This window comes from Microbispora rosea (assembly GCF_900156315.1).
GTDB lineage: Bacteria > Actinomycetota > Actinomycetes > Streptosporangiales > Streptosporangiaceae > Microbispora > Microbispora rosea.
The window spans coordinates 18679-38273 of sequence record NZ_FTNI01000018.1 but is presented as its reverse complement, the minus strand read 5'-3'; the positions used below and the strand labels follow the sequence as shown (position 1 = coordinate 38273).

Sequence of the window (19595 nt, the reverse complement as noted above, 5' to 3'; positions counted from 1 at the left end):
CATCTGGGAGGCCTCAGCCCCGGCGATCGGCGGCGCGCAGCCGCTCGATGCGTTCCGCGTCGTATCCGAGCACCTCGCCCAGGACATAGCCGGCGTCCTCGTCGCGCCGGGGAGCACGCGCGTGGGCGCGTTGTTCCGCACCCACCCGCAGCGGGCTCGCGACCTGCCGCACGGTCCCGAAATAGGGATGTTCGGTCTCGACGACCATGCCCCGGGCGACGGTGTGCGGATCCCGCAGGGCCTGCGCCACGGTGTTCACCGGCCCGCACGGCACCCCGGCCGACCGCAACAGGCCCAGCCAGTGCTCGCTCGTGCCGGTGGCGAACACCGCCTCGAGCTCGGCCAGCAGGGCCTCGGCGTTCTCCCGCCGGGCGGCGAAGTCCCGGTACCGGGGGTCGTCCGGCCACTCCGGATGCCCGAGGGCCCCGGCGAGCCGGCGGAAGAACTTCTCCTTCGGGCAGGCGACCACCAGCCAGCCGTCTCCCGTCGGGAAGGCCTGGAAGGGGACGAGTGACGGATGAGCGGAGTGGTGGGTGCGCCTGGGCTCGAAGTCGCCGTTGAGCTGCCAGGCGGCCGGGTAGGTCAGCATCGAGATCGCCGTGTCGAACAGGCTGACGTCGCAGTCGGAGCCGACACCGTCGCGCCGCGCGGCGTGCAGCGCGGCCAGGATGGATGCCGCCGCCACCAGCCCGCCCGAGTAGTCCACGAGCGACAGCCCGGACTTGGTGGGCGGTCCGCCGGGCTCGCCGGTGAGGTCCATCCAGCCGGCCATGCCCTGCAGCACGTAGTCGTACCCGGGTTCGGCGCTGCGCGGCCCGGTCATGCCGAACCCGCTGAGCGAACTGCACACGATCGCCGGGTTGAGATGCTTGAGGTCGTCGTAGCGGATCCTCAGCTTGGCCGGGACGTCCCCCCGCAGGTTCGAGTGCACCACGTCGCTGACCTTGACCAGGTCCTCGAACACGGCGCGGCCCTCGGGCGTGGAGATGTCGAGGCTGAGGCTGCGCTTGTTGCGGTTGAAGGTCTCGAAGAACAGGCTGTCCTCGCCGTGCTGCTCGGGAACGACGTACCTCCCGATGTCACCGCCGGTCGACGGGTCCTCGATCTTGATGACCTCGGCTCCCAGGTCCGCCAGATGCACGCTCCCGAACGGCCCCGCGCCGTACTGCTCGATCGCGATGATCCTGACATCCTCCAGCGGCATCACGGCAGGACCGGCTCTCGGCGTGCCGCGGCGATCGCCGCCACCCGTGCCATCTCGTTTCCCACGATCATCAGTCCCTCGTCCACTCCCATGCCGGGCTTGGCCAGCACCTGTCCCGCGCCGCAGGCCATGGCGACGTTGGCGGTGACCTGCGCCGAGCGGTCCGTCTCGTTGCACGTGCCACCGCAGTACGCGACAAGTCCGCGGTCGCGCACCAGCAGCAGCGCCTCGATCGTGTTGTTGATGCCGCCGAGGTCCGGTGTCTTGACGTGGATCACGTCGGCCGCGCCCCGGTCGACGAACATCTCGATGTCCTCAAGGGTGTTGCACCACTCGTCGACGGCGATCTTCACCCGTGCGTTCATCCGCCGCAGGGCGGACCGCAGCCGGACGTACGTCTCGATCTGGGCCTCCCGGCTCCCGGCGTCGACGGGATGCTCGACCACCAGCTCGTACGGGGCCGCGATGTCCCCGAGACGGGCGAGATAGGCGGCGACCGCGTCGACGTCGCCGTCGAAGGCGAGGCCCACGGTGCCGTAGGTGTCGACGTGCAACCGGGGCGTGTACGCGCTGTCCGGGCGCAGCTCCCCGATCCTCTTCACCAGCCACCGCAGGTAGTCCTCGAGGAGTTCGCCGCCCCGGCCCAGCTTGGTGTCGACGTTGTTGATCAGGGCGTGCGGCAGGACGTCCACCTGTTTGAGGATCATCTTCTCCGCGTTGGCATACCGGTCGTCGCCGGTCTGCGCGAACATCGGCACCGGTTCCAGATCGACGCCGGTCGCGTATTCGTCACGCACGACCTCGGCCATGGTGAGCCGCCGGCTCTGCGCGACGGCGTCGAGCACCGCCTGCGTCACGCCGTACCGGATGGCCGTGTGCAACGGGCCGGAGGTCGTACGGCATGCGTCCACCCGCCCGGCCAGCTCGCGGAACGAGCCGAGCTCCGTCCCGGCCAGCATCGGGACGAGGTGCTCCTCGACGTCCCGGCGGGCCGCCGCGGCGCTGAAGAGCGGGTCGCGGCCACCGGCACCGCTGTACTGCACCGCCGCGCAGTCGCCGTGGGCCACGGAGCCGTCTTCGAGGAGCAGCAGGACCGACAGCGCCTCGCCCGCCTGCCGGATGGCGGAGAACCCGGGCGTGATCGGGGCGCCCGCGTAGGCGAAGCCGTCGTGCTCCGCACCGGCCCTGATCGCCGCCTGGTCGTCGGCGAAGAAGCCGGTGCGAACCGGCTGTGTGAGCACGTCGACTATCTTCATTCGACCAGCCCCCGGCACAGCAGCACGACCGTGATGAACGTCTGATAGATCCACAGCGGGTCGTCTCCGACGATGACCGCCGACAGGTCCCCGGTCCGCTCGACTCCGGCGATCCTGGCGGCCAGCTCGCAGTAGTCGCTGCTGCGGAAGGACATGCCGAGCGTGACGGGGAGGCCGATGGACGGCGGCGCCGCGCCCGGCAGGTGCTCGACGGCCTCGCGCGCCCGCTCCCGGATCAGGTCCCTCGCGGCCTCCGGGTGCAACGCCTCGGCGGAGAACCGGGACACCGACCGCTTCACGACCGCGGCCTTGATTCCCGGGCAGAACCGCTCGGTCTCCTCGGCGGTCGTCGCGTCGCCGGTGACCAGCACGATCGGCACCCGGTATGCGGCCGCCACGAGCGCGTTGATGCCCGCCTCACCGGCGACGACGCCGTTGATCGTCACCTCGGCGAACGCCAGCGGGAAGTAGGTGTGCGACAGGACCGAGCCCCTGCTGCCCATCGATCCGTGATACGAGACCAGGAAGATCGCGTCGAAGCTCGGGTCGAGCCCTTGCATCATGTACATCGGCTTGTACCGGCCGGACAGATAGCCGGCACGTCCGGCGAGTGCGTCCGGTTTCAGGTTCGCCATCTTCGAGTGCGCGTCGTTCACCAGGAACTCCGTGGCGCCCGCCCGCATCGCGCCCTCGATGGCGGCGTTGATCTCCCCCGTCAGCAGCTCGGTGTAGTACGGATACTGCGACCCGCCGATGACGCACTGGTCCCAGTCCACCACGCCGGCGGTCCCCTCCATGTCGGAGGAGATGAAGATCTTCACGACAGCACGCTCCTCGGGTGGGACTCCGGTCCGGTCGAGCTCTCGGTCATCACCACGTAGTACGAGCCGGCCTGTCCCGCCGCCGCGCCGTGCCGGCCGTCCGGCGTGAGGGCGAGACAGCGCAGCTCGGCACGGAACTCGTCGGGCAGGGTGGCCGCATCGGCGAGCATCGCCAGGCACGCCGCCGAGGGGTCGAGCCCGCGCGCGATGTCCGCGACGATGCCCCGGGCGCCGAGGACCCGCATGCTCAGCTCTCCCCGGCCCGTGCAGGCGGCGCCTCCGTACCGCGCGTCGGCGTAGTTTCCCGCGCCCGGAACGGCGGAGTCCCCGATGCGCCCCGGGTACTTCCAGGGGTAGCCGCTGGTGGACACGCCCACGACGAGCTCACCTGAGGCGTCGAGGGCGATGATGTTGATGGTCCCCCAGGGCCCGTCGTGCGGGGCGAAGCGGTTGACGAGTTCGAGCGCGGTCCGGCGGTACAGCTCGTCGCCGGCCTGCGCCGCGGTCCGCTCGCCTTCGACGGACTCGTCCGAGGGCTGGAGTGCCGACAGGAACAGCTTCTTGGACTCCTCGGTCAGCAGCTCCGCGCGGGCGAATCCGTTCTCCTCGGCGAACAGCTCGGCGCCCTCGCCGACGAGGAGGCTGTGCTGGGGCAGCCGCTCCAGGACGGCCCGGGCGATGGAGACGGGGTTGGGGAATCCCTTCACCGCGCCGACGGCGCCGAAGGCCCTCGTCGAGCCGACCATCACCGACGCGTCGAGCTCCACCACACCCTGGGCGTTCGGCAGCCCGCCGGTCCCCACGTAGTGGTCGTCCAGGTTGTCCTCGCACCTGCGCAGACCGGCCTCGACCGCGTCCAGGGCGGAGCCGCCGCGAGCGAGTGTCTCCATGGCGGCGGGCAGGCCGGCCTCGCTCCGCTCGCTGCCGATGACGATCGGACCGCTCACGCGATCACTCCTTCAGGGTGGTGGGAAATGTGCACGCAGGCGGCGCGCCTGCGTGCGTCGCGGGGATCGGCGAGCAGCGGCGGCTCGGCGGCGCACGCGGCGACGACCGACGGGCACCGGTCCGCGAAGCGGCAGGGCTGGGTCCCGTCGCGCGCCGCGGACCGCGCGACCTCCTCCCGCACGGGACCGAGGTCGCCGGTCTGCTCCGCCTCCGCCTCCACCGGGCCCCGCGCGCCGACCAGGCGGGGAACCGAGCCGATGAGCAGCCTGGTGTACGGATGCGCCGGATCGTCGAACAGGGTGGCGGTGGCCCCGGTCTCGACGATGCGGCCCCGGTACATCACGGCGGTGCGTTCGCAGATCTGCCGCACCACCGCCATGTTGTGCGAGACGAAGATGACCGACAGGTGGAGCGTCTCCTTGAGGTCGGCCAGCAGGTTGATGATGGTGGCCTGGACCGACACGTCGAGAGCGGACACCGGTTCGTCCGCCACCAGCACGGCCGGCTCCAGCGCGAGCGCCCGCGCGATGCCGACGCGCTGCCGCTGCCCGCCCGAGAACTGCCGCGGGCGCTGGCCCAGCGCGCTTTCCGGCAGGCCGACCAGGTGCATCAGCTCGCGGTTGCGCGCGTCCACCCTGTTCCGCGGGACCAGCTTGTGGAACCGGAGCAGCTCCGAGAGCATCTGCCCGACCGTCATCCGCGGGTTCAGCGAGCTGTAGGGGTCCTGGAAGACCATCTGGATCGCGCGCTGCTGTGCCCGGGTGCGTTTCTCCGGCAGGACCTCGCCCTCGTAGTTGATCGTGCCCGTCGTGGGGCGGTACAGGCCGACGATGGTGCGCGCGAGGGTCGACTTGCCGCAGCCCGACTCGCCGACGAGGCCCAGCGTCTCCCCCTTGTGCAGCACCAGGTCCACGCCGTCGACGGCGCGGTTCACCACCGGCTTCTTCCCGAAGAGCCGGTCGGTCACCGACACGGGAGGGCTGAAGTGCCGGGCCAGGCCCTCGATCGAGAGAATCTCGTCAGCCGCCGTCACCGCGTGCTCCCCGCTTCTTCCTCGGCCATCGCAGTCCACCGCTCCGCCGTGTCCACGCGCCGGCAGGCGCTCAGTCTCCCCGTTCCGGCAGGCACCGGCTCCGGCTCTCCCACTCGGCAGGCGTCCTCGGCGAACGGGCATCGGGGAGCGAAGGAGCAGCCGGTCAGAGGCTGGGTGAGGTCGGGCGGCCGGCCGTGGATGGTCAGCAGCCGGGCCACGCGCCGGTCCGGGTCGGGCACCGACCGGAGCAGGGAGAAGGTGTACGGATGCCGGGGCTCGGTCACCAGGTCGACCAGGTCGCCGGACTCGACGACCTTGCCGGCGTACATGACGTACAGCCGCGAGCAGGTCTGGCTGACCACGGCCAGGTCGTGGCTGACCAGCAGCAGGCCGACGTGCTCCTCCTGCTTGAGCTGCCGCAGGACGCCGAGGACCTGGGCCTGGATCGTCACGTCCAGGGCCGTGGTCGGCTCGTCGGCGAGGATGAGCCGGGGCTTGGTGGACAGCGCGATCGCGATGCAGACACGCTGGCGCATGCCGCCGGACAGCTGGTGCGGATACAGCTCGTACCGGCGCTCGGGATCGGCTATCCCGACCTCTCTCATGAGGTCGACGGCGATCGCCCTGGCCTCGCCGCGCGACTTGCCGAGCCTGCGCAGCGGTGCCTCGGCGATCTGGTCGCCCACGCGCATGACCGGGTTCAGCGCCGTCAGCGAGTCCTGGAAGATCATGCTCATCGTGTCGGCCAGCCGGCGCCGCAGTCGCTTGGCCGGCAGCCCGGTGACGTCCTCGCCGTCGATGAGGATGGTTCCCGAGACGATCCGCGCCGGGCGGGGCAGCAGTCCGAGCAGCGCGCGCAGGGTGAGGCTCTTGCCCGAGCCGGACTCGCCGACCAGCCCCACCGACTCGGCCGCGCCCACCGTGAGGGACACGCCGCGGACCGCGTGCAGCCGTGCGTGCGGCATGGGGATGTCGACGTGCAGGTCGTGCACCTCGAGCAGCGGAGGGGTCATTGGTTCGCCTTCTCCACGATGCCGTCCGCGATCAGCGCCAGCGCGAGTCCCGTGACGACGACGGCCAGGCCCGGGATCGTGGCCATGTACCACTTGGTCAAGATGAACTGCTGACCTTCCTGGATCATGGTTCCCCAGTCGGGGGTCGGCGGCGGCACGCCGAGGCCGAGGAAGCCGAGGGTCACGATCGCCAGCAGGGTGAGCACGATGTCGCTCATCGAGAAGATGATCGCCTGCAGGACGACGTTCGGCAGCAGGTGCCGGAGCAGGATCCGCCACGTCGGCAGCCCGCTGGCCCGCGCCGCCATGGCGTACTCCTGCTCCTTGGCGACCAGGACCTGACCGCGGACGATGCGGCAGTACGCCACCCACCCGACGAGGGTGACCGCGACGTAGATGCTGGTCGTCCCCGGCCCCATCGCGAAGACCAGCGCGATGACCAGGACCAGGAACGGGAACGCGATCACCATGTCCACGATCCGGCCGATGACGGCGTCCACCCATCCGCCGAACCATCCGGCGACCAGCCCGATCAGGCTGCCGATGATCAGCGGCGAGATGACCGCCACCACGCCGACCCGCAGGTCGACGCGGGCTCCGTAGAGCAGCCGGGCCAGCACGTCGCGCCCGAGCGCGTCGGTGCCGAGCAGGTGGCCCTTCGCGCCCGGGTCGAGGAAGGCGGCCTGGAGGTTCTGCTTGATCGGGTCCTGGCTCGTCAGCAGGGGCGCGCAGAGCGCGAGGGCGACGATCAGGCCGAACAGGATCAGCCCGGCGACGAGCGGCGCGTTCCACCGGCCACGCCGGCGGCGGCCGCCGGAACCCGCCGGCGCGGCGGGGCCCGCGGTGGCGACCGCGCTCATGTGAGCTGGACCCGGGGATCGAGGGCGGAGTGCGCCACGTCGGTCAACAGGTTCACGACGACGACCATGATCGCGAAGACCAGAGTGATTCCCTGCACGGTGGGGAAGTCCCTTCCGAAAATGGAATTGATCATCTGCTGTCCGATGCCCGGGAGCGAGAAGACCCGTTCGACCACCAGCGTCGATCCCGTGAGATAGGCGATGTTGACGCCCAGGACGGTGACGGACGAGACGGCGGCGTTGCGCAGGGCGTGTCCGAGCACCACCCGCGCGGTGCTGATCCCCTTGCTGTGCGCCGTCACGATGTAGTCGCTGCTCAGCACCTCGATCATGCTGGCGCGCAGGCTGCGGATCACGATCGGCGCGAGCGTCAGGGCGACCGTGACGCCCGGCAGCACGATGCCGCGCAGATGCTCGGCCAGGCTGTCGCCGTACCCTCCGACCGGGAACCAGCCCAGTTTCAGCCCGAAGACCAGGATGAGCACGATGCCCAGCAAGAACGCCGGCAACCCCAGACCCACGACCGGCACCGCCCGGATGATGTTGTCGGCCACCCCGTTGCGCCGCGCCGCGGCCAGGACGGCCAGCGGTACGGCGATCAGCAGCGTGAAGAAGGTGCCCGAGACCAGCAGCCAGATCGTCACCGGCAGGCTGGTCCCGATCAGTCCCAGGACCGAGCTGTTGTACACGTAGGAGAATCCAAGGTTGCCCTGCAGCAGGTGGCCCAGGAACGTCAGATACTGGCTCAGCAGTGGCTTCTCGAGCCCCATCTGATCGCGCAGTTCCTTGACCGCCTCCGGGGTGGCGTGCACGCCGAGCAAGGTCGCCGCCGGGTCTCCCGGGATCAGCCGGATCAGGAAGAAGACGATGAACGAGATCCCGAGCAGCACCGGGATCAGCGACACCACCCGTTTCAGGACGTAGACGAGATACCTCATCGTTGCTCTCGCTCCAAGTTCTCAGTCCGCATCGGCCGTGCTCAGAGCGAGACGTCTTCCATGTGGTAGGACCCGGTCGGCAGGACCTTGAAGCCCTTCACGGTGCTCGCCGTCGCGTACGGGAAGGGCGTGTAGAACAGGAACGCGAGGAACGCGGACTCGGCGGCCTTCGCCTGGAGCTCGCTGTACAGCGCCTGGCGCTTGGTCTTGTCGAACTCCTTCTGCGCCTGGTGGACCAGATCCATGATCTCCGGGTCGTTGAAGCCGGTGTCGAAGGAGTGCCCGCCGGAACTGGGATCGAGGGCGAACTGCGCCAGCTCGTCGGGGTCGGCCAGGTCCATCGTCCAGTACGAGTGCGCGATCTCGTAATCCAGCTTGCCGGTCATGTCGTGCTGCGCGCTCGGGTCCACGTTCTGGATGTTCATCGTGATGCCGAGCTCCTTCAGCGACGCCTGCAGGACCTGCGCGATCGCCGCGTCCACCGCGTCGCCCGACATGGCGAGCCACGTTGTGGTGAAGCCGTTCGGCACGCTCGACTGACGCAGCTCCTCCCGGGCCTTGTTCATGTCGTACTGGATGCCGGGGCAGTTCTTGTCGTAGAACGGCGTGGACGGCATCAGGAACGAGTTCGCCGGGGTGCCGTTGCCGAACAGGATGGTCTTGACCAGCGCCTCCCGGTCGATGGCATAGGAGATGGCGCGGCGCACGTGCACGTCGTCGTACGGCTTCTTGTGCTGGTTCATCATGATGTAGTCCGTCCTGGTGGACGGGAACAGGTCGACCTTCAGGTTCGGCGTGTTCTTGAGCTGGGCGAGGCTGGAGAACGGCGGGCTCTCGTTGATGTGCGCCTGCCCGCCCTGCAGCTGGATCGCGCGGGCGTTGCTGTCCGCGACCACCTTCCAGGTGACCGAGTCCAGGTACGGCTTGCCCGACTGCCAGTACGAGGGGTTCTTCTTCAGCGTGAGGGCACTGCCCTTCTGCCAGGTGCCCCACACGAACGGGCCGGTCCCGATCGGGTTGGCGTAGAACTCGTCCTTGGTCTTGCCCGCGTAGTCCTTGGGGATGATTCCGTTGTTCGGGCAGCTCAGGTCGGCCAGCAACGGCGCCCACGGATACTTGGTGGTCACCACGACGGTGTACTCGTCCGGCGTGGTCACCTCCTTGATCGCGGAGTTGATGAACTCCCAGCCGCCCTTGGTCTTGCTCGACTCGTCGATGGAGAACTTCACGTCCGCCGAGGTCATGGGCTGGCCGTTGTGGAACTTCACGCCCTTCCTGAGCTTCAGCGTGCACGACTTGTTGTCGGGCGACATCTCGTAGCTCTCCGCGAGCCAGGGCTTCACCCCCAGGCCGTCCTCCGTCATGGCCACCAGCGGCTCGTAGATCTGTGCGTAGGTCCAGATCGAGGCGTTGCTGAACACCGTCGTCTTGTCCATGTTCACCGCGTCGTGGTCACGGACGATGACCAGATCTCCCCCCTTCTTGGCGGCGCCGGACGAGGCGCCGGTGGAGGTGTCCGATGACGATCCGCAGGCTGCCAGCAGCGGCGCGGACGCGAACGCCCCGATGCCGAGCGCGCCGAGTTGGAGCATCCGGCGCCGGCTGATGTCGGGGACCCTGAGGCCGGCGAAGATCTGTGAGGCCGATGGGGCCGATGCGTCAGTGCTGTGGTCAGACATGCCTATCCTTCACGAGATGTCGCGGTGGTGCGCAGGGGTCTCTATGGACGAAAAAGGGGCCTCAGCAAGGGCCTTCAGGGGTCCGACGGAGGATCAGATCGGCCCGCGACGAAGTATTGGAGCATCACGACGTTTCGTAAAGGTTACGCGTCGATCAGCTGTCATACGTAAGGTCGCCGTCCCGACTTCACCAGCAGATGCAGACTAGAGCATTCAAATCGGTTCAGGTAGTGTCCAACGGCAAAGCCCCCCAATCACTCCCAAACCAGGCGGCCTCTCATGCAACTGACGATCATCGGCGCGGGCGCGATCGGCGGCACGATCGGCGCGCACATGATCCGCGCCGGCCACGACGTGCTCCTGTGCGACGCCGACCCCGCGCACGTCCAGGCCATCAACCGCGACGGCCTGTCCATCGAGGGGCCCGTCGAGAACTTCACGGTGAGGGCGCGGGCGGTCACCCCCGATGGTCTGCCGGAACGCCTGCACCACGTCGCGATCGCGGTCAAAAGCCATCACACCGACCAGGCCGCGGAGCTCGTGCGTGATCGGCTCACTCCCGACGGATACCTGGTCAGCTTCCAGAACGGCCTGACCGCCGACCGGCTCTCCGCCGTCGTCGGCGCCCACCGGCTCCTCGTGAGCTTCGTGAACTTCGGGGCGGACGTACTGGGCCCGGGCCGGATCATGCAGGGCAACATCGGCACCTTCCGGGTCGGCGAGCCGACCGGCGGTGAGATCACACCGCGGGTCCGCGAGCTCGTCGAGGCCCTGCCCTACGCCGAGGCCACCGGCAACATCATGGGCTTCCTCTGGGGCAAGGAGGCCTACGGTGCGATGCTCTACGCGGGCGCGGTCTCCGACCTGTCCATCGCCGACTCCCTGGAGGCGCCCGAGTGGCGGCCGCTCATGCTCGGCATCGCCAGGGAGGTGCTCGCGCAGGCGCCGGTGAAGCCCGAGGGGTTCGACGGCTTCGACCCTGACGATCTCGAGGGCTCGCTCGACCGGCTCGTCACGTTCAACCGCAACAGCGCCAAGTCCCACAGCGGCATCTACCGCGACCTGATGGTCCGCAGGCGCAAGACCGAGGTCGACGACCTGCTGCACGACCTCTCAGGGCCGCTGACCACCTACACCGGCCAGCTGATCAAGGCGATCGAGCGGGGCGAACGCACCTGCGAGGTCGCGAACCTGCGGCTGCTCGCGGCGTACGAACGAGCCGAACGACTCGGCCGGCCGCTCGACGCCGTGGTCACGCTGTTCCCCGCGCCGCCGCGCGCGCCCGAGGGACCCCTGCACGGCGTGCCGGTCGCCGTCAAGGACATGATCGACATCGCCGGACACCCGCGCGGCAACGGCAATCCCCTGTCGATGCGCGCCGAGCCGGCCGCCGCCGACGCCCCGGTCGTCCAGGCGCTGCGCGCGGCCGGTGCGGACGTCTTCGCGGCGACCTCGCTGCTGGAGTACGCGGCCGGCGCGGTCCACCCGGAGGTGCGGGAGGCGATGAACCCCTACAACCCCGGGCGCACGGCCGGCGGGTCCAGCGGAGGATCGGCCGCCCTGGTCGGCGCCGGCGTATGCCCGGCGGCGCTGGGCACCGACACGGGCGGCTCCATCCGGATCCCGGCCCACTACTGCGCCACGGTCGGATTCAAGCCCAGCTACGGCGCGCTGCCACTCGACGGCGTCGAGCCGCTCGCCCCTACACTCGACCACGTGGGGCTGCTCGCCCGCGACGTCGCGACCACGACCACCGTCTTCTCGGCTCTCACCGGCGACCGTCCCGTGACGCGATCCGGTGCCGATATCCGGGTGGGAGTGCTCCCCGGCCTGCTGGAGCGCGCCGAGGTCCAGCCGGAGGTGGCCGCCGCGGTCAGGGCAGCGCTGGACATCCTCCGCAACGCCGGCGACTCCGTCGTCGAGGTGGACGGCTCGGTCTTCCACGAGCTCGACGCGGCCTTCCCTCACATCCTGCTGTACGAGGCGTGGCAGGTGCACGGGGCGCGGGTGAGCGCGGATCCCGGCCACTACGGGCCGGAGACCCTGCGGCTGCTGAGTTCCGGCTCCGGGGTGAGCGAGGCCGACTACCGGAAGGCCCTCGCCGTACGGGAGCGACTGCTGCCCGCGGCGACCGAGGTCTACGCGGGGATCGACGTCCTGCTGACTCCCGCCGCGCCCTTCGTCGCGCCCGTCACGACGCCTCCCGTGGACACGCCGGAGGGGGCCGCGGAGGGTCTGTTCACCGGCATCTACAACCTCACCGGAGCCCCGGCCCTGGTGCTGCCCTGCGGCTGGAGCGCCGACGGCCTCCCGATCGGACTCCAGCTGTCGTCCCCGCCGGGCACCGACATGGAACTGCTGGCCGTGGCCGCCCACGTCGAGTCGACGCTCGCCGTGGACGTCCGCAGGCCGGCCTTTTAACTGATCGAACCGACCCCACGAAGGAATCCCCTTGCGCGCCGCCCTCTACATGTCCGCCGGCCACGTCGTCGTCGAGGACGTGCCCGACCCCGCGTTGTCCGAGCCGACCGACGCCGTCGTGCGTGTTCTGCGCGCCGCCGTCTGCGGCTCGGACCTGTGGTCCTACCGGGGCGTCATCACCCGTGCGGAGCGGTCCCGGCTGGGCCACGAGTTCATCGGCATCGTGGAGGAGGTCGGCAGCGAGGTCCGCGCCGTCCGCCCCGGCGACCTGGTCGTCGCGCCCTTCACGTGGTCCGACAACACCTGCCCCGCCTGCCTGGACGGAATCCAGTCCTCGTGCGAGAGGGGCGGCACCTTCGGCGCACCCGGCGCCGACGGCGGCCAGGGCCAGGCGGTCCGGGTGCCATGGGCCGACGGAACGCTGGTGAAGGTGCCCGGCGGTCCGATCGGTGTCGACGAGTCGGTGTACGCCGCGCTGCTGTCCGCCTCGGACGTGATGGGCACCGGTCTGCACGGAGCCGTCATGGCGGGTGTCGCCGAGGGGTCCACAGTGGCCGTCATCGGCGACGGAGCCGTCGGGCTGTGCGCGGTGCTGGGGGCGAAGGCCATCCTCGGGGCCGAGCGGATCTTCCTGATGAGCCGCCACGCGGACCGTGCCGCCGTCGGCAAGTCCTTCGGAGCGACCGACGTCATCGCCGAGCGGGGCGAGGAAGGCGTCGCGGCGGTACGCGAGCGGACCGGCGGCCTCGGGGTGCGGCATGTGATCGAGGCGGTCGGAACGCCGGAGTCCTGGGCCATGGCGGTCGGCATGGCCCGGGACGGCGGTTCCATCGGCGCCGTGGGCGTGCCGCACACGGCGCCGACGCTGCCGCTGTTCCAGCCGCTCGTCCACAATCTGAGCCTGAACCTCGGGATCGCCCCCGTACGCCGGTATCTCCCCGACCTGATCTCGCGCATCACGGCCGGGACCCTGGATCCCGGCCCCGTGTTCGACACCGTCCTCCCGCTGGAGAACGTGGCGCAGGGCTACGCCGCGATGGCCTCCCGAGAGTCGATCAAAATCATGCTCACCACCGGCGACCTCTAGATGATCGATCCCAAGGGTTAGTGGTCGTAGCGATCCCGGACTTGCCGGACGGGTGGCACGGCCTCATAGGCTGAGCCCCCGTCCGCACTGTTGGGGGAGTCATGACCAGTAGGTTCACCGAGTTGGTTGTCGACTGCCACGATCCGGAGCGGCTCGCGGCCTTCTGGTGCGCGGTCCTGGACTTCAAGGTGATCGACCGTAGCGAGGGCAAGGTCGAGATCGGCTCCTGGGAGCCGACCGTCGAGGAGGTCAGGGCCCGCCAGATGCCGCCCACTCTGGTGTTCATTCGGGTGCCCGAGGGCAAGACCGTGAAGAACCGGCTCCACCTCGACGTCAGCCCGATCGACGGCGGTACCGACGAGGAGGTGGCCAGGCTGCTCGGCCTCGGCGCCGCCAAGGTGGACGTGGGGCAGGGCTCCGGCCGGAGCTGGGTGGTCATGGCCGATCCCGAGGGCAACGAGTTCGATGTCCTGCGCACGCTGGCACCGTCCACGTACACGATCGGCCCGGAGGGTTAGTGGTCGTAGGCGGTCAGTGAGCGCAGGACGGGCTGTCCGCTCTGGTCGTTGTGCCAGATGGCTGTAGTCAGCGTGAGGATGCGCTGCGTGACGCGGGCGACGACGCCGACGAAGTGTTCGGCCGGCCGCATCAGCCGGATGCCGTGCTCGGCCAGGTGGTGCTCGAAGTCGCGGCCGAAGTAGGTCTTGTCGCCGATCAAGGTCTGTACCGGCCGGATGGCGACGAGTTCCGGTTCGGAGTCGAGCAGGTCCAGCAGCGTCTCGCGCTCGTCGGCTTTCGCTCCGGTCAGGGCGAAGGCGACGGGCAGTCCTTGGAGAGTGCACACCAGGTGCAGGCGCCGCCGCACCCCAACCCGCACCGAGCGGCGCGTCATCAAGGTCCGCGTACTCCGCCGGTGTCATCCGCGAGGAGCGCTCAAACGGGAACTGGTCGCCTGCCTGCGCACCGGGAGGGCCCTGCGCCGCCGCGAGATCGGCTTCACCAGCCTGCACGAGAAGCTGGAGCCGCTGCGGGCGACGCTGAACCGACTGGCCGCCATTTCCATAAACTATGAATATAAAAATGCTATGCTTCGAGCATGAGCCGTCAAGACACCGCTCCTGGAGCGTCCGCCGCCATCGGGGCCGCCCTCTACGGCCTGGCCACCAGGGCCGCGAGACGCCTGCCCCGGGACATGAGCCTGACGTCCGCCGCCACCCTGGCCACCCTGGACCGGACCGGCCCGCGGCGCATCACCGATCTGGCCGCGGTCGAGGGCGTCACCCAGCCCGCGATGACCACCCTGGTCCGGGTGATGGAGGAGTCCGGCCTGGTCGAGCGACGGAGCGACCCGTCCGACAAGCGGGTCACGCTGGTGTGCCTGACCGAGGCCGGCGCCTCCTATGTCCGGACGCGGCGCCAGGCGGGCATCCACGCGTTCGAGCTGTTGATCGGCGAACTCACCGGCGACGAGGTCGAGGCGCTGGTGGCGGCCCTTCCGGCGCTGAAGCATCTGGCAGAGCTCGAAAGCCAGGACCGCGAAGGGCCGAAACAGTGACCGGGCAGCCGGTCGGCAAGGTCGCGGCGAAAGCGTTCCCGGTGGCGCGTTCCGAGGCGCGGTTGCTGGTCCCCGCCCTGATGTTCATCGCTCTGGTCGTGGCGGCGGTCGGCAGCCTCGGGACGCCGCTCATCACCAGCGTGGCGACCTCGTTCCACGTCTCGCTCGGCAGCGCGCAGTGGACGCTGACGATCGCGCTGCTCAGCGGCGCCGTCGCCACGCCGGTCCTGGGCCGGCTCGGAGCCGGCCCGCACCGGCGGGCCACGATCCTCGCCACGCTGGCGGTCGTCGTCGCAGGCAGCGCGCTCACCGTGCTGCCGCTGCCGTTCGCGTGGCTGCTGGCCGGCAGGGCGGCCCAGGGCGTCGGGCTCGGGCTGACGGCGCTGATGATGGGCGTGGCCCGGGACCACCTCCCCGAGGAGCGCAGCGCGGCCGTGATCGCCCTGATCTCGGTGGTCTCGATCATCGGGGCCGGCGTCGGCTACCCGCTGGCCGCACTGCTCGCCGAGCTCGGCGGGGTACGGGCCGCCTACGGCCTCGGCCTGGTCGTCACCGCCGCAGCCCTCCTGACCGCGTGGCGCTCCATGCCCGAAGCCCCCGAAGGCCGCTCCGCCCACGTGGACGTGGCAGGCGCGGTCGTCCTGGCCGCTGCGCTGCTCCTGGTGCTGTTCCTCGCCGGCGAACGGACTCTGTGGAGCCGGCACCTCACCGTGGCGACGGGCCTCGCCGTCGTCGCGGTGGTGCTGCTCTGCGTCTGGGCCGTCATCGAGCTGCGCAGCACGACGCCCCTGGTCGATGTGCGGGCGGTGCGGCACCCGGCGGTCGCCGGGGCGAACCTCGCCATGTTCGTCGGCGGGATCGGCATGTACCTCCTGCTCACGCTCATCACCCGGTACGCGCAGACGCCGCACGGCGCCGGCTACGGCTTCGGGCTGACGACCTTCGTCGCCGGGCTGGTCCTCATCCCGTTCTCGGTGCTGGGGTTCGTCGCCGGCAAGCTCACGCCGCGGGTCCGTACGCGGATCGCCGACCCCCTGCTCCTGGCCGGCAGCGCCATCGTGGTCGGCGGCGGGTTCGCCCTGTTCGCGGCGGCCCGGTCGGACCTGGCCGAACTGTTCGCGGCGATGGGCGTGCTCGGCTTCGGCGTCGGCGGCTTCTCGGCCGCGATGCCCGGCGTCATCCTGGCCGTCACCCCCAAGAGCGAGACGTCGAGCGCCATGAGCTTCAACTACGTCGTCCGCAGCGTCGGGTACTCCTTGGGCAGCGCCATCGGCGGCCTGATCCTCGCCGCGGGCACCGGCCCCGGCCACCTCTTCCCCGACGACAGCGCCTACACCACCGCGGCGCTGATCGGCATCGGCGCCATGGCGATCACGACGCTGACAAGCCTCGCTCTCGCCCGCCGACGCTCCTCCGAGACCAACCCGTAAGTCAGATGCACTCATTCCAACACTGGAGGTTCCATGCCCAAGGGCTACTGGGTCAGCGTCTACCGCACCATTTCAGACCCTGAGAAGCTGGCTGCTTACAACAAGCTGGCCGGTCCCGCCGTCAAGGCCGGAGGCGGCCGGACCCTCGTCCGTGGCGGTCGCGTCGTGGCGCATGACGCCGGAATCGCCGAGCGCACCGTCCTGGTCGAGTTCGACAGCTTCGAGCAGGCCGTCGCGGCGTACGAGAGCGCGGCCTACCAGGAGGCGCTGGTCGCCCTCTCCGACGGCGTCGAGCGCGACTTCCGCATCGTCGAAGGCATCGACTGACCGAGGTCCAGTCGGATCTTCACTGAAGATCCACCGTCTTGGTTTTCGCTGGTGCGGCCGCTGGTGTGGCGGGGTTCGTCCAGCTGCGGGTGCAGCGCCGTGAGCCGGCTGCCGGCGCTGGCCGACGATCTTCTCCAGCAGGTCGCGGTCCTCCGCTGGGGTGGCGTATAAGAACTCACGGCGCGGGCTGACCTTGTTGACGCGCCGCTCGCGCAGTTCGTCGTGGAGGCGGCCTTCGAGGAAGACGGCGTCGTCGCTGAAGATCAGCGCGTGGGTGTCGAACCTGAACGGCACCGAGGCGTCCCCCAGCTCACGCACCCGGTCCTCGGGCTCCAGCCGCCGGGTCATGCCGATCTTCACGACGTTCTCGCCGAACGCGCCGACGTTGGAGATCACAGACACATAGCCCGCCCGGATGTCGGCCTCGCGCGCCTCCACATCGGCGACCGCGGCGCCGATCTCTTCCAGCTTCGCCTTCAGCTCCTCCGCCCCCGCCGCATCACCGTTCGCCAGGAGCTTGACCACTGGCCCCTTCACTGCTCGTCGCGGTGCATCGGCGGTTCATCGATCCGGCTCATCGTCCGGTGGGGCGGACGGGAGTCGAAGGGGTCCGTCCAGTCAACCTGGACGGACCCGCCATGGCGTGGTGCGCGGCCCCCTTCGAGCGGGCTCGGGCCGCGCTCGACCAGGCCTTCATGTCACGCGTCGTGTGCCCTGAGTGTGCTGGAAGTGCTTGATGAAAAAGGTCTACTTAGTCCAATGTGAGCACGATCCGGTCGGTCGGCACGTCAGCCCCGGGGACGCCGGGCGACGCGGTGAAGTGCGACATTCGGGGTTTACCAGGTTTTGGACTGTGCAGTCCTTCATGCGTGTAGTTGGACTGTATAGTCCTTCTTGCATGCGCTGCGACGAGATCCGGAACTCGGCGCTGACGGAGTCACCCCTCGCAATGCACTTCACCAAGCGCCCGACGCGACCGACGCCCTCTGCCGGTTGCGGCCAACGCGGGTAAGGCCTGCGGCGGAGCTCTGTGGCGCCAAGAGGCCGACTTGGGCTTGATGGGGACCACTCGCACCCCGAGCGGAGGTCGATTCGCTGTGTCACGACCCACGCGGTCCGCGCACGCAGCCGCACCCCTCACCGACTCTACGATCACTCAGGAAAGGCTCCGACATGCCGGGCTCCGAGCTTTATGAGAGATTCATGGCGCTGCACACCCGCGACGGTGGCCTTGTCATGCCGAACGCCTGGGACGGCCTCTCGGCGCTGATGCTGGCCGATGCCGGCTTCGAGGCGATCGCGACATCGTCGGTGGCGCTCGCCAGCACGCTCGGCCGCCTTGACGGGCGTCACCAAGTCACCCGCGAAGAGCACCTCGAGCATGCGCGGCTGTTCGGCCGGCTCACCGGGCTGCCCGTCAACGGAGACTTCGAGGACGGCTACGGCGAGACGCCTGAAGACGTCGCTGCGACCGTGGAAGCCGCCGTGGCGTCCGGCCTGGCCGGTATCGGGATCGAGGACACCTCGGGCAATCCCGATCAACCGATCCGCGACTTCGACGATGCCGTCAACCGCATGCGTAGCGCCGTCAACGCGGCCAGGGGACGCATCGTCGTCACCGGCCGCACCGACAACTTTATCCAGGGACGACCCGATCTCGACGACACCATCCGGCGCCTGACGGCCTTCGCCGAGGTCGGCGCGGATGTGCTCTACGCCCCTTTCCCGCCCGACCTCGACGCACTCGTCGCGATCGTCACCGCCGTCGCGCCGACACCGGTCAACGTCCTCATCTCGCCGGCGGACAAGGTGCTGACCGTCGCAGAACTCCAGAAGGCCGGGGTCAAACGCATCAGCGTGGGTCCAGCGCTCTACACCCACGCGATGGAAGCACTCGAACAGGCCACCAAGGCGCTCGTCGCGGGTGACCTCACCGCCGCGACGACAGGCATCAGTTTCGAGCGCATCAGCGACCTACTTGCCCGCGGCACGAACTAGCCCAAACCCTCCGAACCACCGCTCCTCACCTAGCGATCGCAAGAAGAAGGCAGGTTGACATGGACCTCGACAAGCTCATGAACAAGCACCTCACCAGGTATTTCGACCCGAGCAAGACCATCCCGGAGGAAACCCTTCAACAACTGCTGACGTTTCTGCGCTCCGCGCCGACATCGACGAACATCCAGCCCAACCACTTCTACGTCCTCACCACGCCCGAAGCCAAAGAGCGCCTCGCGGCCAACCTGGGCGAACGATTCCAAGACAACAGCGGGAAGATCCTGAACTCGTCGCACACCATCATCCTCACCACCCGGGCAGATCTGCCCGAAAGCCACATCGAAGAGGTGTTCGACAAGGAGACCGCCGACGGTCGGTTCCCCGACCAGGCGAAGAACGCGCTGTGGCAGTCGATGACCCGCGACTTCCTCAACATGCGCATCTACCGCTACAAGGACCTGAACCACTGGATGGAGAAGCAGACCTACTTGGTGCTGGGCCTGACCATGATGGCGGCCGCCGAGCTCGGCGTCGAGGCCACGCCACTCGAAGGGTTCGACCCGATCAGTGTCGACGCGGCGTTCAAGATCCGTGAAACCGGACACACCACGACAGTGCTGCTGGCCCTCGGCTACCCCGACCTTGCGAAGGTGTACAACGGCCCGGTTTCGCGCTTCGAAGCCGACCGGCTGTTCACCTTCGTCTAAACATCCCCGGCATCGGGAACGATCGTGGTTGAAGTACGCAAACCGCAGACATCCCGGTCCTCGATGTCGTCCCACTTCGGACAACCATCTCGGCGGCAGGCGCCGCCGGTCATCACGGCCCGCGCGATGTCGTCGGCAGTGCCAGACCGTCATCCGCAGGCCTGATTCGGGCCTTCCCGCCGAGTGACCATGGCTGAGGTGACAGCAGCCCTGACAGCAACACGCCCCCAACGGCCTTGAGTCCACGCTCGCACAGCTGTACGCCGTCTCGGCCTACCTCTTCACGTCCGTGGTTCGCATCCCCGCCGCCGACCCCGT

The 19595-nt window shown here is 69.3% G+C and carries 17 protein-coding genes and 3 pseudogenes; 9 read left to right on the top strand and 11 right to left on the bottom strand.

Going from position 1 to position 19595, the window contains the following annotated elements; translation table 11 throughout:
* Positions 1–13 precede the first annotated feature (13 nt).
* Genes BXA11_RS23950 through BXA11_RS23910 form a run of 9 tightly spaced genes read right to left on the bottom strand, consistent with a single transcriptional unit; the run spans position 14 to position 9752 of the window.
* Positions 14–1204 carry a CaiB/BaiF CoA transferase family protein gene (locus BXA11_RS23950; RefSeq protein ID WP_239105122.1) on the bottom strand — a complete coding sequence of 397 codons (1191 nt, stop codon included), beginning with the start codon at positions 1202–1204 and terminating at the stop codon, positions 14–16.
* Positions 1204–2460, bottom strand: coding sequence for a methylaspartate ammonia-lyase (locus tag BXA11_RS23945; protein WP_076438044.1), 1257 nt, complete (start codon positions 2458–2460; stop codon positions 1204–1206). Before BXA11_RS23945 ends, BXA11_RS23950 begins: the two co-directional genes overlap by 1 nt.
* Complete coding sequence (locus tag BXA11_RS23940; protein ID WP_030511286.1) at positions 2457–3281, bottom strand: M55 family metallopeptidase; 825 nt, start codon at positions 3279–3281, stop codon at positions 2457–2459. Before BXA11_RS23940 ends, BXA11_RS23945 begins: the two co-directional genes overlap by 4 nt.
* A complete protein-coding gene (locus BXA11_RS23935; protein WP_051762446.1) occupies positions 3278–4228 on the bottom strand; it encodes a glycosylasparaginase in 951 nt (316 codons plus the stop codon). Before BXA11_RS23935 ends, BXA11_RS23940 begins: the two co-directional genes overlap by 4 nt.
* Entirely contained in the window at positions 4225–5262 is a 1038-nt protein-coding gene (locus tag BXA11_RS23930; protein WP_076438041.1) for an oligopeptide/dipeptide ABC transporter ATP-binding protein, read from the bottom strand. The genes BXA11_RS23935 and BXA11_RS23930 overlap by 4 nt, the downstream gene beginning before the upstream one ends.
* Positions 5259–6275, bottom strand: a complete 1017-nt coding sequence (locus BXA11_RS23925; RefSeq protein WP_063754694.1) for an ABC transporter ATP-binding protein — start codon at positions 6273–6275, stop codon at positions 5259–5261. Before BXA11_RS23925 ends, BXA11_RS23930 begins: the two co-directional genes overlap by 4 nt.
* On the bottom strand, positions 6272–7135 hold the full coding sequence (locus BXA11_RS23920; protein WP_030511282.1) for an ABC transporter permease: 864 nt from the start codon (positions 7133–7135) through the stop codon (positions 6272–6274). The genes BXA11_RS23925 and BXA11_RS23920 overlap by 4 nt, the downstream gene beginning before the upstream one ends.
* Positions 7132–8073: an ABC transporter permease gene (locus tag BXA11_RS23915; RefSeq protein ID WP_076438038.1), complete on the bottom strand. Its 942-nt coding sequence runs from the start codon at positions 8071–8073 to the stop codon at positions 7132–7134. The genes BXA11_RS23920 and BXA11_RS23915 overlap by 4 nt, the downstream gene beginning before the upstream one ends.
* Positions 8074–8114: 41 nt before the next feature.
* Positions 8115–9752 (bottom strand): ABC transporter substrate-binding protein, encoded by a 1638-nt coding sequence (locus tag BXA11_RS23910; protein WP_076438035.1) that lies wholly within the window; start codon positions 9750–9752, stop codon positions 8115–8117.
* A gap of 279 nt (positions 9753–10031) precedes the next feature.
* On the opposite strand from BXA11_RS23910, the gene BXA11_RS23905 reads away from it, so the two are divergent.
* From BXA11_RS23905 to BXA11_RS23895, 3 genes are all read left to right on the top strand, one after another.
* Positions 10032–12173, top strand: coding sequence for an amidase family protein (locus BXA11_RS23905; protein ID WP_076438033.1), 2142 nt, complete (start codon positions 10032–10034; stop codon positions 12171–12173).
* A 31-nt stretch (positions 12174–12204) separates the two neighbouring features.
* The gene (locus BXA11_RS23900; RefSeq protein ID WP_239105121.1) at positions 12205–13260 is read left to right on the top strand and encodes a zinc-binding dehydrogenase; all 1056 of its coding nucleotides are present in this window, start codon (positions 12205–12207) and stop codon (positions 13258–13260) included.
* A gap of 101 nt (positions 13261–13361) precedes the next feature.
* Positions 13362–13778: a VOC family protein gene (locus BXA11_RS23895; RefSeq protein WP_076438030.1), complete on the top strand. Its 417-nt coding sequence runs from the start codon at positions 13362–13364 to the stop codon at positions 13776–13778.
* On the opposite strand, the pseudogene BXA11_RS23890 reads toward BXA11_RS23895, so the two are convergent.
* Positions 13775–14116, bottom strand: a pseudogene (locus BXA11_RS23890) (transposase); the annotation flags it as partial. The gene BXA11_RS23895 and the pseudogene BXA11_RS23890 overlap by 4 nt on opposite strands.
* Positions 14117–14120: 4 nt before the next feature.
* Here BXA11_RS23890 and BXA11_RS45785 point away from each other — a divergent pair.
* The 4 genes and pseudogenes from BXA11_RS45785 to BXA11_RS23875 form a co-directional block, all read left to right on the top strand.
* Positions 14121–14249, top strand: a pseudogene (locus tag BXA11_RS45785) (IS481 family transposase); the annotation flags it as partial.
* Positions 14250–14356: 107 nt separating this feature from the next.
* A complete protein-coding gene (locus BXA11_RS23885; RefSeq protein ID WP_239105119.1) occupies positions 14357–14815 on the top strand; it encodes a MarR family winged helix-turn-helix transcriptional regulator in 459 nt (152 codons plus the stop codon).
* Complete coding sequence (locus BXA11_RS23880; RefSeq protein ID WP_076438025.1) at positions 14812–16245, top strand: MFS transporter; 1434 nt, start codon at positions 14812–14814, stop codon at positions 16243–16245. Before BXA11_RS23885 ends, BXA11_RS23880 begins: the two co-directional genes overlap by 4 nt.
* A gap of 33 nt (positions 16246–16278) precedes the next feature.
* Entirely contained in the window at positions 16279–16572 is a 294-nt protein-coding gene (locus BXA11_RS23875; RefSeq protein ID WP_076438022.1) for a DUF1330 domain-containing protein, read from the top strand.
* Between the two features lie 141 nt (positions 16573–16713).
* Here the strand turns inward: BXA11_RS23875 and BXA11_RS45440 are convergent.
* Positions 16714–16968: pseudogene (locus BXA11_RS45440) on the bottom strand (GIY-YIG nuclease family protein); the annotation flags it as partial.
* Between the two features lie 807 nt (positions 16969–17775).
* Between BXA11_RS45440 and BXA11_RS23865 the strand changes: the two are divergent.
* Together BXA11_RS23865 and BXA11_RS23860 are read left to right on the top strand one after the other, a co-directional pair.
* Complete coding sequence (locus tag BXA11_RS23865) at positions 17776–18570, top strand: isocitrate lyase/PEP mutase family protein (RefSeq protein ID WP_204053823.1); 795 nt, start codon at positions 17776–17778, stop codon at positions 18568–18570.
* A gap of 59 nt (positions 18571–18629) precedes the next feature.
* A complete protein-coding gene (locus BXA11_RS23860) occupies positions 18630–19277 on the top strand; it encodes a nitroreductase family protein (RefSeq protein WP_030511273.1) in 648 nt (215 codons plus the stop codon).
* The last annotated feature ends 318 nt before the right edge of the window (positions 19278–19595 follow it).